At 70.8% G+C, this 17,453-nt stretch carries 2 protein-coding genes; both read left to right on the top strand.

All coding sequences use genetic code 11. The annotated features are described in order from the left end of the window. Positions 1–16: 16 nt before the first annotated feature. Positions 17–9,256, top strand: coding sequence for an SDR family NAD(P)-dependent oxidoreductase (locus ACWD3H_RS45820; protein ID WP_451959518.1), 9,240 nt, complete (start codon positions 17–19; stop codon positions 9,254–9,256). 38 nt (positions 9,257–9,294) lie between these two features. Further along, on the top strand, positions 9,295–17,453 hold an 8,159-nt coding region (locus ACWD3H_RS45815; RefSeq protein WP_451959517.1), incomplete at its 3' end, for an SDR family NAD(P)-dependent oxidoreductase.

Below are 17,453 nucleotides of genomic sequence, written 5' to 3'. Positions count from 1 at the left end.
GCTGGCCGAGCTGCATGTGCACGGGGTAGCGCTCGACTGGCGTGCGGTGTTGCCGGGTGGGCGGCGGGTGGAGCTGCCGACCTACGCCTTCCAGCGTCAGCCGTTCTGGCCGGCCGGCAAGCGGATCGGGGATGCCCGCACTCTGGGCTTGGCCGCGGCGGAGCATCCACTGCTGAGCGCTTCCGTTGACTTGGCTGACTCCGACGGTGTGCTGCTGACCGGCCGGTTGTCCGTGCGGTCGCATCCGTGGCTGGCCGATCACGTCGTGGGCGGGATGGTGGTGTTCCCCGGCACCGGGTTCCTGGAGCTGGCGATCCGGGCCGGTGACCAGGTCGGCTGCGACCTGGTCGAGGAGCTGACGCTGGCCGCGCCGCTGGTGCTGGGTGAGGATGACACTGTCGCGGTGCAGGTGTCGGTGGGCGCCCGGGACGAGTCAGGCAGGCACATGCTCAGCATTTACGCCCGCCCGGCCGAGACTGAGGATCACACACCGTGGATACGGCACGCCACCGGCATGCTGATGACCACCGGCCCTGCCGCCGAGGCCGGTGGCCCGGTCGCCGGGGGACACGGGCAGGCTGCCGGGTTCGACGCCACGGTGTGGCCGCCGCGGGGCGCGACCGCGATCGAGCTGGACGGGCTGTACGACCGGCTTGCCGAGGGTGGGCTCGGCTACGGGCCGGTGTTCCAGGGCCTGAAAGCGGCCTGGCGGGGCGGGGGTGGCGAGGTGTTCGCCGAGGTCGCTCTGCCGGAGCAGGTCGCTGACGCCGGTTTGTTCAATATGCATCCAGCGTTGCTCGACTCCGCGCTGCACTCGGTGCCGTTCGCCGGGCTGGAATCGGCGGGAGGCGGCAGGTTGCCGTTCTCCTGGAGCGCTGTGAGCCTGCAGGCCGGGGGCGCGTCGGCGTTGCGCGTGCGGCTGGCCAGGAGCGGCGCCGATTCGGTGTCGCTGACCGCAGTGGACGCCGCCGGGGCGCCGGTGCTGTCGGCGCGCTCCTTGGTACTGCGTCCGGTCTCGGCCGACCAGCTTGCGACGGCTTCCCACGACCGTGGGGTGGAGCGGGACTCGCTGTTCCAGCTGGATTGGATCGCCGTGCCGATGACGGTCTCCCCGGTGGACGCCGTGATCGGGTTGGAGGTGGCCGAGCTCACCGGCGACCTCGATTCGCTGGAGCTGCAATTCGGCAGGGTGCCTGACCTGGTGACCGTCGAAATCGATGTCTCTGACTCCACGGATGTGGTGGAGTCGGCGCACGCGCTGACCACACGCGTTCTTGGCCTGCTGCAGCAGTGGCTGGCCGATGAGCGGTTCAGCGACTCGCGCCTGGTGTTCGTTACCCGGGGCGCGGTCGCGACCGGTGCCGGCGAGGCCGTGTCGAACCCGGCCGCGGCCACCGTGTGGGGACTGGTCCGTAGTGCCGAGGCGGAGAATCCGGGCCGCTTCCTGCTGGCCGATGTGGAGGAGCAGGAGACCGCCTTGTCGGCGCTGCCCGTCCTGCTGGCCTGCGGTGAACAACAGGTGGCGGTGCGCGATTACGAAGCGCGGGTTCCCCGCCTCGCCCGGCTGTCACCGGATGAGCACGGTGCCCGGGTCTGGAACCCTGAGGGCACGGTGTTGATCACCGGTGGGACCGGCGGCCTGGGCGCGCAGCTGGCCCGGCATCTGGTGGCCGAGCATGAGGTACGGCACCTGCTGCTGGTGAGCCGCCGGGGTCTGGACGCTCCCGGTGCGGTGGAACTGCGGGCGGATCTGGTCGCGCAGGGCGCGCAGGTGAGCATCGTCGCGTGTGACGTGGCCGACCGGGACGCGGTCGCGGCGCTGCCGGCACAGGTGGATGCCGGGCATCCGCTGACCGCGGTGATTCACACCGCCGGTGTGCTGGACGACGGGACGATCTCGTCGCTGACGCCGGAGCGGTTGGAGACGGTGTTGCGGCCGAAGGCGGACGCCGCCTGGCATCTGCACGAGCTCACCCGTGACGAGGATCTGGCCGAGTTCATTGTGTTCTCGTCGGTGGCGGGGACGTTCGGCGGGGCAGGGCAGGGCAACTACGCGGCGGCCAACGCGTTCCTGGACGCGCTGGTCCAGCACCGGAGGGCCGCGGGATTGCCGGCGGTGTCGCTGGCATGGGGCCCGTGGTCGCAGGACGTCGGGATGACCAGCCGGTTGTCGCAGGTGGACGTTCAGCGGTGGAACATGAGCGGCCTGCTGCCGATCTCGCCCGCACAGGGCATGGCGTTGTTCGACGCGGCCGTGGCGTCCGGTGAATCGGCGGTGGCCGCGGTCCGGTTGAACATGCCGGCACTGCGGGCGCATGAGGTGCTGCCGCCGATGCTGAGCGGGCTGGTCCCCGCCGTACGCCGCTCGAAGGCCGCTGCCCCGCAGGTGCGGAGCAAACTGCCGCAGCGGCTTGCTCCTCTGGGTGCCGCGGAACGCCTTGAGGTCCTGCTGGATGTGGTGCGGATCGAGATGGCGCTGGTACTGGGGCACGCCACGCCGGACGCGGTGGAGGTGCGGCGGGAGTTCCGCGAGCTGGGCTTCGACAGTCTCACCGCGGTCGAGTTGCGCAATCGGCTGAACACCGCGACGGGTCTGCGTCTGTCGGCCACGCTGGTGTTCGACTACCCGACCCCCACCGTGCTGGCCAAGCATCTGCTCGACGAGCTGATGGGTACGGAGGCGGAGGTCCTGGACACGGCGCCGCAGGTGCTGCCGCCGACGGCCGATGACCCGATCGTGATCGTGGGCATGGCGTGCCGCTATCCGGGCGGGGTGAGCTCCGCCGAGGATCTGTGGCGGCTGGTGGCCGAAGGCGGGGACGGGATCTCGCCGTTCCCGACGACCCGCGGTTGGGATCTCGACGGGTTGTACAACCCGGATCGGGAGCGCCAGGGGACCAGCTATGTGCGTGAGGGTGGTTTCCTGCACGAGGCCGGGGAGTTCGACCCCGGGTTCTTCGGCATCTCGCCGCGTGAGGCGTTGGCGATGGATCCGCAGCAGCGGTTGCTGCTGGAGACGTCGTGGGAGGCGATCGAGCGGACCGGGATCGACCCGACCTCGCTGCGCGGCAGTCGTACCGGCGTGTTCGCCGGAGTGATGCACCATGACTACACATCGGCTCGTCTGGAGTTCCCTCCGGACGTGATGAGCTTCATGGGGACCGGCACCGCCGGAAGTGTGCTGTCCGGCCGGATCTCCTACCTGTTCGGGCTGGAGGGCCCGGCGGTGACCGTGGACACCGCGTGCTCGTCGTCGCTGGTGGCGATGCATCTGGCCGCGCAGGCGCTGCGGGGTGGTGACTGCTCGCTGGCCCTGGCCGGTGGTGTGACCGTGATGGCAACCCCGGGAGCGTTCATCGACTTCAGCGCCCAGGGCGGGCTGGCCGGCGACGGCCGGTGCAAGTCCTACTCCGACGCGGCCGACGGGGTGAGCTGGTCGGAGGGCGTGGGCGTGCTGGTGCTGGAGCGGCTGTCGGACGCGCGCCGCAACGGTCATGAGGTGCTGGCGGTGGTGCGGGGTTCGGCGATCAACCAGGACGGCGCGTCGAACGGGCTGACCGCGCCGAACGGCCCGTCTCAGCAGCGGATGATCCGCCGGGCGCTGGCCGGCGCCGGGTTGTCCCCGGCCGAAGTGGACGTGGTGGAGGGTCACGGTACCGGCACGACGCTGGGTGACCCGATCGAGGCGCAGGCGTTGCTGGCGACGTACGGTCAGGACCGGCCAGAGGGCAGGCCGTTGCTGCTGGGCTCGGTGAAGTCGAACATCGGTCACACCCAGGCGGCCGCCGGTGTGGCGGGTGTGATCAAGATGGTCATGGCGATGCGGCACGGGGTGCTGCCCAGGACGCTGCATGTGGACGAGCCGTCGTCGCATGTGGACTGGGCCTCGGGCGCGGTGGAGTTGCTGACCGAGCCGGTGGAGTGGCCGGAGACCGGTCGTCCGCGCCGGGCCGGGGTGTCGTCGTTCGGGATCAGCGGCACCAACGCGCACGTGATCATCGAGCAGAGCCCAGTGGAGCAGGACGCGGAAACTCCGGATGTGGCAGCCGAGGGCCCGGTGCCGGTAGCGGATCAGGACGTGCCGGTGCTGGTGTCGGGGCGGACCGATCAGGCATTGCGGGCGCAGGCTGAGCGCCTGGCGTCGTACCTGGACGGTGAGCTTGGTCTGAGGCTCAGCGATGCGGCGTTCTCGCTGGCCACCACGCGGTCGGCGTTCGAGCATCGAGCGGTGGTGGTCGCCGGGGATCGTGATGGTCTGCTGGCCGGCCTGCGGGCCGTGGCCGAAGACCGCCCGGGTGCGGGCGTGGTGCGCGGGCTGGCCGAGGTGAAGCCGCGGCTGGCGGTGCTGTTCACCGGTCAGGGTAGTCAGCGGGCGGGGATGGGCCGGGAGCTGTATGACCGGTTCCCGGTGTTCGCGACGGCGTTGGACGAGGTGATCGCCGAGCTGGATCCGCTGCTCGACGGGTCGCTGCGCGAGGTGCTGTTCGCCGAGCCGGGGTCGGCCGAGGCGGGGTTGCTGGATCAGACGGGGTGGGCGCAGCCGGCGTTGTTCGCGGTGGAGACGGCGCTGTTCCGGTTGGTCTCCTCGTGGGGGGTTCGGCCGGGTGTGCTGGCGGGGCATTCGATCGGGGAGATCACCGCGGCGCATGTGGCCGGGGTGCTGTCCCTGAAGGACGCGTGTGCGCTGGTGGCGGGCCGGGCGCGGTTGATGCAGGCGCTCCCCGCGGGTGGGGCGATGGTCGCGGTGCAGGCCTCGGAAGAGGAGGTCGCCGAGCTGCTGGCCGGGCGTGAGAAGGAGGTGTCGGTCGCGGCGGTGAACGGCCCGGCCTCGATGGTGATCTCCGGCACCGAGGAGGCGGTGCTGGAGGTCGCCGCCGCGCTGGAGGGGCGTGGGGTCAGGACGAAGCGGTTGCGGGTGTCGCACGCGTTCCACTCGCCGCTGATGGATCCGATGCTGGAGGACTTCCGCGCCCTGGCCCGGACGCTCACCTACAGCCCGCCGGAAATTCCGGTGGTCTCGAACGTGACCGGGGAGTCGGCCACGGCCGAGCAGCTGTGCTCGCCGGACTACTGGGTGGACCAGGTCCGCCAGGCCGTACGGTTCGCCGACGGCGTCCGCACGCTGCACCGCCAGGGCGTACGAGCCTATCTGGAGCTGGGCCCCGACGGCGTGTTGACCGCGATGGCCGCCGACACGCTCGCGGCCGAGTCTGATGCGGACGCGCAGGAGTCGGACGCGGTGCTGGTGCCGGTGCTGCGTAAGGGCCGCGACGAGCGGATCGCGTCCATGACGGCGCTTGCCGAGCTGCACGTGCACGGGGTGGCAGTGGATTGGCAGGCCGTCCTCCCCGACGCCCGCCGGGTCGACCTGCCGACGTATGCCTTCCAGCATCAGCGGTTCTGGCCCAAGGGTCCGGCATCTCGCGTGGGCAACGTGGCCGCGGCCGGGCTGGCGACAGCCGGCCACCCGCTGCTGGGTGCCGCCGTGGGCCTGGCCGACTCGGACGGTGTGCTGCTGACCGGGCGGTTGTCGGTGCGGTCGCATCCGTGGCTGGCCGATCACGTCGTGGGCGGAACAGTGATCTTCCCGGGTACCGGGTTCCTGGAGCTGGCGGTGCGGGCGGGTGACCAGGTCGGCTGCGAGGTGGTCGAGGAGCTGACCCTGACCGCGCCGCTGGTGCTGGGCGAGAGTGAGGCCGTCGCGGTGCAGGTGTGGGTGGGCGCCGCACAGGAGACAGGCCACCGTAGCGTGAACATCTACGCCCGGTCGGCCGAGGCCGCAAACGACGTGCCGTGGGTACGGCACGCCACCGGCACCTTCGCGACAGGCACCCTCACCATCGGTTCTGCGGACGCCGCGCCGTTCGACGCGGCGGTGTGGCCCCCGGCCGGCGCGACCGCTATCGGGCTGGACGGGTTGTACGAGGAACTGGCCGTGGGCGGGTTCGAATACGGCCCGGTCTTCCAGAATCTGCGCGCCGCCTGGTACGGCGCCGACGGTGAGGTGTTCGCCGAGGTCGCGCTGCCCGAGCAGGTCGGTGACGCCGGTTCGTTCGGGCTGCATCCGGCGTTGCTGGACGCGGCGCTGCACGCGATGCCGTTCGTCGGGCTGGAGCCGGTGGAGGGTGGCCGGTTGCCGTTCTCCTGGGGTCAGGTGAGCCTGCGCGCGGGTGGTGCGTCGGTGCTACGGGTGCGCCTGGCCAGGACGGGTGACGATTCCGTGTCGCTGATCGCGGTGGACGCCGCCGGCGAGCCGGTGCTGTCGGCGCGTTCGCTGGTGCTGCGGCCGATCGCGACCGACCAGCTCGCCGTCGGCGGCGGTCGTGGCGCGGAGCGGGATGGGCTGTTCCGGCTGGATTGGAGCCCGCTTTCCGAGGTTTCCGTGGCTGATCCGGCGCCGGTGACGGTGGTCGGTTTCGCCGGGTTCGAGCCGGATGCCTTGGGTCTCGCGGCGGTGTGGGAGTCGGCCGGTCGGCCGGTGATGGTTCACCGGGATCTGTCGGTGTTGGGCGAGGTGGGGCCGGTGCCGGAGGTGGTGCTGGCCGAGGTCGCGGCTGGGTCGGCCGGGGATGCGGTGGTCTCGGCGCGTGCGATGGCGGCTGGGGTGCTGGGTCTGTTGCAGGGGTGGCTGGCCGATGAGCGGTGTGCTGGTTCGCGGTTGGTGATCGTCACTCGTGGTGCGGTGGCCGCCGTTGAGGGTGAGCCGGTGGCGGATCTGGGTGCGGCCGGGGTGTGGGGGTTGGTGCGTAGCGCGCAGTCGGAGAACCCGGGCCGGTTCGTGCTGGTCGACGTGGACGGGCAGAAGTCCTCGCTGTCGGCATTGCCGGGGATCCTGGCCGACCTGCCGGCTTCCGGTGAGCCGCAGGTGGCGGTGCGTGACGGTGGGGTGCGGGTGCCGCGGTTGGCGTCGCTGGTGTCGGGGGCGGGTCTGTTGCCGCCGGCCGGTGAGGTGGCGTGGCGGCTGGGCAGCCGGGCCAAGGGCAGTCTGGACGCGTTGGAGTTGCTTCCGTTCCCGCAGGCGACTGAGCCGTTGGAGGCGGGGCAGGTGCGGGTGGCGGTGCGTGCGGCGGGGGTGAACTTCCGGGACCTGCTGGACGGGTTGAACGCGCTGGGCTGGTTCCAGGACAGGGTCGGCCTGATGGGTGGTGAGGTCGCCGGGGTGGTGCTGGAGGTCGGCCCGGAGGTGGAGGGCCTGCGTGCGGGGGATCGGGTGGTCGGTCTGGCCGAGGGCTCGTTCGGCCCGGTGACGGTCACTCACGCCCGAGTCCTGGCCAGGATCCCTGACGGGATCTCGTTCGAGCAGGCGGCGACGATTCCGGTGGTGTTCCTGACGGCCTGCTACGGGTTGATGGACCTGGCCGGGTTGCGGGAGGGCGAGCGGCTGCTGGTGCACGCGGGCACCGGTGGTGTGGGCATGGCCGCGATCCAGCTGGCGCAGCGGCTGGGGGTGGAGGTGTTCGCCACGGCGAGCCCGGCCAAGTGGGAGGTGCTGCGTTCGCTGGGCATCCCGGATGATCACATCGCCTCCTCGCGCACCCTGGAGTTCGAGGAGCGGTTCCGTGAGGTGTGCGGTGATCGGGGTATCGATGTGGTGCTGAACTCGCTGACCGGGGAGTTCATCGACGCCTCGGCACGACTGCTGCGCCCGGGCGGCCGGTTCATCGAGATGGGCAAGCTCGACATCCGCGAGCAGGACCGCTTCCCGGGGCTGGAGTATCACTGGTTCGACGTATTGGACGCCGAGCCTGAGCGGCTGCGGCAGATCCTGGCCGAGCTGATGGAGCTGTTCGCGGCCGGTGAGTTGCGGCCGTTGCCGGTGACGGCGTGGGATGTGCGCCGGGGCCGGGAGGCGTTCCGGTTCATGAGTCAGGCCAGGCACACGGGCAAGATCGTGCTGACCATGCCCCGGCGGTGGAACTCGGAGGGCACGGTGTTGATCACCGGTGGGACCGGTGGTCTGGGTGCGTTGTTCGCGCGGCATCTGGTGGCCGAGCGGGGTGTGCGGCATCTGCTGCTGGCCAGCCGCCGGGGTCTGGACGCCCCCGGCGCCGTGGAACTGCAGGCCGAGCTGATCGCGCACGGGGTCGAGGTCACGGTCGCCGCCTGTGATGTGGCGGATCGGGATCAGGTGGCGGCCCTGCTGGCCGGGGTGGACGCCGGGCATCCGCTGACGGCGGTGATTCATACCGCGGGTGTGCTGGATGACGGGACGATCGCCTCGCTGACGCCGGAGCGGCTGGAGTCGGTGTTGCGGCCGAAGGTGGACGCGGCCTGGCATCTGCACGAGCTGACCCAGGAGATGGATCTGGCTGGGTTCGTGGTGTTCTCCTCGCTGGCCGGGGTGATGGGCGGCGGTGGTCAGGGCAACTACGCGGCGGCCAATGCCTGGCTGGACGCGTTGATGGCACGGCGCCAGGCGCTGGGGTTGCCGGGACTGTCGCTGGCCTGGGGACTGTGGGCGCAGGCCACCGGGATGACCGGGGACATGTCACAGGCCGATGTGCAGCGGATGACCGCCGCCGGGCTGCCGCCGATCACCACCGAGCAGGGACTGGCGCTGTTCGACGCGGCCATCGGATCGGACTCACCGCTCGTGATCCCGGTCCAGCTGAATCCGCCCACAGTGCCACAAGAGCAGGTGCCGCCGTTGTTCCGCGGTCTGGTGCGCGGCACCCGCCGTACGGCCGCCGCGCTGTCGGCAGCCGGAGGTGGCGGCGCGGGCGAGGCGCTGTCCCGGCAGCTGGCCGGCCTGGCCCACCCCAAGCGGATCCGCATGCTGTCCGACCTCATTCGCACCCAGGCCGCCGCCGTCCTCGGACACCCCGACTCCGCGGCGGTGGAAGTACGGCGCGAGTTCCGCGAGCTGGGCTTCGACTCCCTGACCGCGATCGAGCTGCGCAACCGGCTCAACGCCGCCACCGGGCTGCGCCTGCCGGCCACCCTCATCTTCGACTACCCCACCCCCGTTGTCCTCGCCGAGCACCTCCTCGCGGAAATCGCTCCCGGGGAACCCGCAGCCGCGAAGCCGTCGCTGCTGGCCGACCTCGACCGATTCGAGGCCGCACTTTCCGAGGACGCGCTCGATGAGATCACTCGGAACGGTATCGCGACACGGCTCCGGCAGCTGCTGGGGAAGGTGAGCGAGAGCGGCCCAGGAACTAGTGAAATCGCTGTCGTAGACATGCTCGAATCAGCGAGTGCCGAAGACATCCTCGGCATCATCGAAAGCGAACTGGGCTACCTGAAAGATCTGTGATCCCGGCTCGCCTCGGAACACTTCGGAGGGCCGCCCCGATGTCGGAAGACCGGAAGCTCGTTGAATACCTCAAGTCGGTCGCCGCTGATCTGCGTGAGACCCGTCGGCGACTCCAAGAGGTTGAGTCGGGCAGGCACGATCCGATTGCGATTGTGTCGATGGCGTGCCGCTTCCCGGGTGATGTCAACTCTCCTGAAGACTTGTGGCGTCTGGTGGCCGAGGGCGGTGATGGGATCGGGGAGTTCCCGACGTCGCGTGGCTGGGATCTCGGGGTGGTGTACAACCCGGACCGGGAGCGCCGGGGCACCAGCTATGTGCGTGAGGGTGGCTTCCTGCACGAGGCCGGGGAGTTCGACCCCGGGTTCTTCGGGATCTCGCCGCGTGAGGCGTTGGCGATGGATCCGCAGCAGCGGTTGCTGCTTGAGGTGTCGTGGGAGGCGATCGAGCGGGCCGGGATCGACCCGGTCTCGCTGCGTGGCAGCCACACGGGCGTGTTCGCCGGCGTCATTTACCACGACTACGGGCCGAGTGCCGAGTTCCCGCTGGAAGTGAGGAGCTTCGTCAGCACCGGGACCGCCGGAAGCATCGCCACCGGGCGTATCGCCTACGCGCTGGGCTTGGAGGGCCCTGCGGTCACGGTGGACACCGCCTGTTCGTCCTCTCTGGTGGCGTTGCATCTGGCGGCGCAGGCGCTGCGCTCGGGCGAGTGCGGTCTGGCCCTCGCGGGAGGCGTGACCGTGATGGCCACGCCCGGAATGTTCATCGACTTCAGCGCCCAGGGCGGGCTCGCGACCGACGGACGATGCAAGGCGTTCGCCGACGCGGCGGACGGCACGAACTGGTCCGAAGGCATAGGCATGTTGGTGCTGGAGCGGTTGTCGGACGCCCGCCGCAACGGCCACCAGATCCTGGCCGTCCTGCGCGGCTCGGCGGTGAACCAGGACGGTGCGTCCAACGGGTTGACCGCGCCGAACGGTCCGTCGCAGCAGCGGGTGATCCGCCAGGCCTTGGCCGGTGCGGGCCTGACCCCCGCGAACGTGGACGTGGTCGAGGCGCACGGCACGGGGACGACGCTGGGTGACCCGATCGAGGCGCAGGCCCTGCTGGCCACGTACGGTCAGGATCGGCCGGAGGATCGGCCGCTGCTGCTCGGATCGGTGAAGTCGAACATCGGTCACACCCAGGCGGCCGCGGGTGTCGCGGGTGTGATCAAGATGGTCATGGCGATGCGGCACGGGGTGCTACCCAAGACGCTGCACGTGGACGAACCGTCCTCGCACGTGGACTGGTCGGCTGGTGCTGTGGAACTGCTGACCGAGACCAGGCCCTGGCCTCAGGTGGATCGGCCGTGGCGGGCCGGGGTGTCGTCGTTCGGTTTCAGCGGCACCAACGCGCACGTCATCATCGAACAAGGCCCGGGAGCTCCTGACGCCGGGTCGGAGGCGGATGATCCGGCACCGGCGGATGTGGCCGCGGGTGTGGTGCCGGTGCTGGTGTCGGGCCGTACGGCAGGAGCGTTGCGGGCGCAGGCCGAGCGACTGGTGTCGTTCCTGGACGGTGAGCCTGATCTGGGGCCGGCCGATGCCGCGTTCTCGCTGGCCACGACGCGGTCGGCGTTCGAGCATCGGGCGGTGGTGCTGGCCGGCGATCGTGATGGGGTGCTGGCCGGCCTGGGTGCGCTGGCGGACGACCGGCCTGTCGCGGGTGTGGTGCGCGGGGTGGCGGGGGCGGAGCCGGAGCTCGCGGTGTTGTTCACCGGTCAGGGTAGTCAGCGGGCGGGGATGGGCCGGGAGCTGTATGACCGCTTCCCGGTGTTCGCCGAGGCGTTGGACGCGGTGATCGCGGAGCTGGACCCGCTGCTGGACGGGTCGCTGCGGGAGGTGCTGTTCGCCGAGCCGGGCAGCGAGCGGGCCGGGTTGCTGGATCAGACGGGGTGGGCGCAGCCGGCGCTGTTCGCGGTGGAGACGGCGCTGTTCCGGCTGGTGTCCTCGTGGGGGGTGCGGCCGGATGTGCTGGCGGGCCACTCGATCGGGGAGATCACCGCTGCCCATGTGGCGGGGGTGCTGTCGCTGGCCGATGCGTGTGCGTTGGTGGCGGGTCGGGCGCGGTTGATGCAGGCGTTGCCGCCGGGTGGGGCGATGGTGTCGGTGCGGGCCACCAAGGAGGAGGTCGCCGAGCTGCTGGCCGGGCGTGAGAAGGAGGTGTCGGTCGCGGCGGTGAACGGTCCGGTCTCGGTGGTGATCTCAGGTACCGAGGAGGCGGTGCTGGAGGTGGCCGCCGCGCTGGAGGAGCGTGGGGTCAAGACCCGGCGGTTGCGGGTGTCGCACGCGTTCCATTCGCCGTTGATGGACCCGATGCTGGAGGACTTCCGTGCCCTGGCCCGGACGCTCACCTACAGCCCGCCGGAAATTCCGGTGGTCTCGAACCTGACCGGGGAACCCGCCACCGACGAGCAGCTGTGCTCGCCGGACTACTGGGTGGACCAGGTCCGCGGCGCGGTCCGCTTCGCCGACGGCGTCCGGGCGCTGCACCGCCAGGGCGTACGGGCGTACCTTGAGCTGGGCCCCGATGGTGTGCTGACCGCGATGGCCGCCGACACCCTGGCCGCCGACGCGGATGTGCACGAGTCGGACGCGGTGCTGGTGCCGGTATTGCGTAAGGACCGCGACGAGCAGGTCGCGTCCATGACGGCGCTGGCCGAGCTGCATGTGCACGGAGTGCCGGTCGACTGGCAGGCGGTGCTCCCGCGCGGACGCCAGGTCGACCTGCCCACCTACCCGTTCCAGCACGAGTGGTACTGGCCCCGCGGACAGCGAATGGGTGACGCTCGAAACCTGGGGCTGGCCGCGGCAGGGCATCCTTTGCTGGGCGCCGCTGTAGCGCTTGCCGCCTCAGACGGCGTACTGCTGACCGGCCAGCTGTCGTTGCGGTCGCAGGCATGGCTGGCCGATCACGCCGTGGGCGGGAGGGTGCTGTTCCCCGGTACCGCGTTCCTGGAGCTGGCCATCCGGGCCGGTGACCAGGTCGGCTGCGACCTGGTGGAGGAGCTCACCCTGGCGGCGCCGCTCGTACTGGGCGAAACCGACGCCGTCGCGGTGCAGGTGTGGGTGGGCGCGGAGGAGTCGGGCAGACGCGACCTGAGCATCTACACTCGGCCGGCCGAGGCCGGCGATGACGAGCCGTGGGTACGGCACGCGGTCGGCGTCCTCGCCATCGGCGGCCAGACCGCCGAGCGACTCGATACCGAAGTCTGGCCGCCGCAGGGCGCGTCCGCGATCGAGCTGGGCGGGCTGTACGACCAGCTCGCTGAGGGCGGGCTGAGCTACGGACCGCTGTTTCAGGGCCTGCGGGCGGCCTGGCGGCGTGATGATGAGATCTTCGCCGAGGTGAGCCTGCCGAGTCGGCTCGAGTCGGATGCCGGTTCGTTCGGCGTGCATCCGGCCCTGCTGGATGCGGCGTTGCACGTGGTGACGTTCGCGGGGTTGGACGACTCCGAGGGCAGCCGGTTGCCGTTCTCCTGGGGTGAGGTGTGTCTGCACGCCGGTGGCGCGTCGGCACTGCGGGTACGACTGGCCAGGACCGAAGGCGATGCCGTCTCGCTGGCGGTGGCCGATATGGCGGGGGAGCCGGTGCTGACGGCGCGGTCACTCGTACTGCGCCCGATCACGGCGGCCACCGGCGAAGGTGACCGTAGGGGCGAGCGGGACTCCCTGTTCAGGGTGGAGTGGACGGCGTTGCCGTCGGCGCGGGTGGCGCCGGTGGCCGACCCCGCGCCCACGGTGGCGGTGGTCGGCCTCGACGTGTTCGACCTCGCGGATCCGTCGGTGTTCGGGGACACGGACCAGGCGCCGGGTGCTGTGGTGACCGAACTGATCTTTGACCAGGCCGGCGCGGTGGTGGACGCGACACACGAGCTGAACGCGCGCGTTCTGACCGTGCTGCAGCAGTGGCTGGCCGATGAGCGGTATCGCGATTCACGGTTGGTGTTCGTGACGCGGGGTGCGGTCGCGGCCGGAGACGGTGAAGTGGTGTCGGATCTGCCGGCCGCTGCGGCCTGCGGATTGGTGCGCAGTGCCCAGTCGGAGAACCCAGGCCGGTTCGTGCTGGTCGATGTGGATGAACACCAGGCGTCGCTGCCGGCCTTGCCGGGGATACTGCCCGGGGTGCTGGCTTCGGGTGAGCCGCAGGTGGCGGTGCGTGACGGTGAAGTGCAGGTGCCGCGGTTGGCGTCGCTGGCGTCGGGGGCGGGTCTGCTGCCTCCGTCCGGTACGGGGTGGCAGCTGGGCAGCCGGGCCAAGGGCAGCCTGGACGCGTTGGAGCTGCTCCCCTCTTCGGGGATGGCCGAGCCGCTGCAGGCCGGGCAGGTACGGATGGCGGTGCGTGCCGCGGGGGTGAACTTCCGGGACCTGCTGGACGGGCTGAACGCGCTGGGCTGGTTCCAGGACAAGGTCGGCCTGATGGGCAGTGAGGCCGCCGGCGTGGTGCTGGAGGTCGGCCCCGAGGTCGACGACCTGCGCCCGGGCGACTGGGCGGCCGGTCTGACCGAGGGCGCGTTCGGCCCGGTGGTGGTCACCGGCGCCGGCGGGTTGACCAAGATCCCTGACGGGGTCTCCTTCGAGCAGGCCGCGACGATTCCGGTGGTGTTCCTGACGGCCTACTACGGGCTGATGGACCTGGCCGGGCTGCGGGAGGGCGAGCGGCTGCTGGTGCACGCGGGCACCGGTGGTGTGGGTATGGCGGCGATCCAGCTGGCCCAGCGGCTGGGAGTGGAGGTGTTCGCCACGGCGCATCCGGCCAAGTGGGAGGTGCTGCGTTCGCTGGGCATACCGGATGATCACATCGCCTCCTCCCGGAGTCTGGAGTTCGAGGAGCGGTTCCGGGAGGTGTGTGGTGAGCGGGGGATCGACGTGGTCCTCAACTCGCTGACCGGGGAGCTCATCGACGCCTCGGCGCGGCTGCTGCGTCCGGGCGGCCGGTTCATTGAGATGGGCAAGCTGGACATCCGCGAGCAGGACCAGTTCCCGGGGCTGGAGTATCACTGGTTCGATGTGATGGATGCCGGGCCTGAGCGGTTGCGGCAGATCCTGGCCGAGTTGATGGAGCTGTTCGCGGCCGGTGAGTTGCGGCCGTTGCCGGTCACGGTGTGGGATGTGCGGCGGAGCCGGGATGCCTTCCGGTTCATGGGCCAGGCCAAGCACACCGGCAAGATCGTGCTGACCATGCCCCGGCGGTGGAACCCGGAGGGCACGGTGTTGATCACCGGTGGCACCGGTGGTCTGGGCGCGCTGTTCGCGCGGCATGTGGTGGCCGAGCGGGGTGTGCGGCATCTGCTGCTGACCAGCCGCCGGGGCCTGGAGGCTCCGGGGGCGGTGGAGTTGCAGGCCGAGCTGATCGCGCACGGGGTCGAGGTCACGGTCGCCGCCTGTGATGTGGCGGATCGGGATCAGGTGGCGGCCCTGCTGGCCGGGGTGGACGCCGAGCACCCGCTGACCGCGGTGATCCACACCGCGGGTGTGCTGGACGACGGGACGATCCCGTCGCTGGCTCCGGAGCGGCTGGACACCGTGCTGCGGCCGAAGGTGGACGCCGCCTGGCACCTGCACGAGCTCACTCGTGGCGAGGACCTGGCCGACTTCATCATGTTCTCGTCGGTGGCGGGCGTGATCGGAGCTCCCGGTCAGGGTAACTACGCCGCGGCCAACTCGTTCCTCGACGCGCTGGCCCAGCAGCGCCGGGCCGCGGGGTTGCCCGCGCTGTCGCTGGCCTGGGGGGCGTGGGCTCAGGACAGTGGGATGACCGGTACTTTGAGCGATGGCGACATGGAGCGGCTGGCCCGTGCCGGTACGCCGCCACTCGCACCGGAACAGGGCATTGCCTTGTTCGAGGTGGCGGTCCGTTCCAGCGAACCGGTCGTGGCCCCGGTCCGGCTGGATCTGCCGGTGCTGCGAGCACAGGGCGAGATTCCGCCACTGCTGCGCAGGCTGGTACGGGGAAGGCGCCGGTCTGCCGCCGGGAGGTCGGCGGCGGCCAGCACGCTGCTTCAGCGGCTGGCTCCGCTCGCGGCGGCCGAGCGCGCCGAGGTCCTGGTGGATCTGGTGCGTACCGAGGTGGCCATGGTGCTGGGGCATCTCTCGCCGGAGACGGTGGAGGTGCGGCGGGAGTTCCGCGAGCTGGGCTTCGACTCGTTGACCTCGGTGGAACTGCGCAACCGGCTGAACGGTACGACCGGGCTGCGGTTGCCGGCCACGCTGGTGTTCGATTACCCGACGCCGGCCGTGCTGGCGGAGTTCCTGCTGGCCGAGCTGCTCGGCGAGCACGCCGATGTGGTGGTTCCCGGCGAGGTCCGGCCGGTGACCGACGACCCCATCGTGATCGTGGGCATGGCGTGCCGCTATCCGGGCGGGGTCACGTCCCCGGAGGACCTGTGGCGGCTGGTCACCGAGGGCGCAGACGCGATCTCGCCGTTCCCGACCACGCGAGGTTGGGATCCGGCGGCCTTCTACAACCCGGATCGAGAGAATCGCGGGACCAGCTACGTCCGTGAGGGTGGGTTCCTGCACGAGGCCGGGGAGTTCGACCCGGGGTTCTTCGGGATCTCGCCGCATGAGGCGCTGGCGATGGATCCGCAGCAGCGGTTGCTGCTGGAGACGTCGTGGGAGGCGATCGAGCGGGTCGGGATCGATCCGGTCTCGTTGCGGGGCAGCCGTACCGGGGTGTTCGCCGGGGTCATGTACCACGACTACGCGACCAGCGTGTCGTTCCCGCCGGAGGTGATGGGGTTCGTCGGTACCGGCACCGCGGGAAGCGTGGCGACCGGTCGTCTGTCCTACACCTTCGGGTTGGAGGGGCCGGCGGTGACGGTGGACACCGCGTGCTCGTCGTCGCTGGTGGCGATGCATCTGGCCGCGCAGGCGCTGCGGTCGGGTGAGTGTTCGCTGGCGTTGGCCGGTGGTGTGACGGTGATGGCCAATCCGGGGCCGTTCATTGACTTCAGTGCGCAGGGCGGGCTGGCCGGTGACGGCCGGTGCAAGTCCTATTCGGACGCGGCCGACGGGGTGAACTGGTCCGAGGGCGTGGGCATGCTGGTGCTGGAGCGGCTGTCGGACGCGCGCCGCAACGGCCATCAGGTGCTGGCGGTGGTGCGCGGTTCGGCGGTGAACCAGGACGGTGCGTCCAACGGGTTGACCGCGCCGAACGGTCCGTCGCAGCAGCGGGTGATCCGCCAGGCGCTGGCCGGTGCGGGTTTGACCTCCGCTGAGGTGGACGTGGTGGAAGGGCACGGGACCGGGACGACGCTGGGCGACCCGATCGAGGCGCAGGCGCTGCTGGCGACCTATGGTCAGGATCGCGACGAGGATCGGCCGCTGCTGCTGGGGTCGATCAAGTCGAACATCGGTCACGCGCAGGCCGCGGCGGGTGTGGCCGGTGTGATCAAGATGGTCATGGCGATGCGGCACGGGGTGCTGCCCAGGACGTTGCATGTGGACGCCCCGTCGTCGCATGTGGACTGGGCCTCAGGTGCGGTGGAACTGCTGACCGAGCAGGTGGAGTGGCCGGAGACCGGTCGTTCGCGTCGGGCTGGGGTGTCGTCGTTCGGGATCAGCGGTACCAACGCCCATGTGATCTTGGAGCAGGTGCCGCAGGCAGTGGAACCGGAGACCGGTGAGCCTGCCGGTCCGGTCGGCGGGGTGGTGCCGTGGGTGGTGTCGGCGAAGAGTCCTGAGGCGTTGCGCGAGCAGGCGCGCCGTCTGGGTGCGCAGGTGGAGGCGGCCGGCGAGCTGGGCCTGGTGGATGTGGGCTCGTCGCTGGTGTCGTCGCGGTCGGTGTTCGAGCATCGGGCGGTGGTGGTCGGCGGGGATCGTGAGGGTCTGCTGGCGGGTGTCGGTGCGCTGAGCGCGGGTGAGTCGGTGCCCGGTGTGGTTCAAGGTGTGGCCGATGTCGTTGGTAGGTCGGTGTGGGTGTTCCCGGGTCAGGGGGCGCAGTGGGTGGGGATGGGTGCTGCGCTTTTGGAGGAGTCGGCGGTGTTCGCGGGGCGGATGGCGGAGTGTGCGGCGGCGTTGGAGCCGTTCGTGCAGTGGTCGTTGCTGGATGTGGTGCGGGGTGTGGAGGGTGCTCCGGGGCTGGATCGGGTGGATGTGGTGCAGCCGGTGTCGTTCGCGGTGATGGTGTCGCTGGCGGCGGTGTGGGAGTCGCTGGG

It is taken from the genome of Streptosporangium sp. NPDC002607 (genome assembly GCF_053592655.1).
This window is presented reverse-complemented; position numbering and strand designations above follow the sequence as displayed.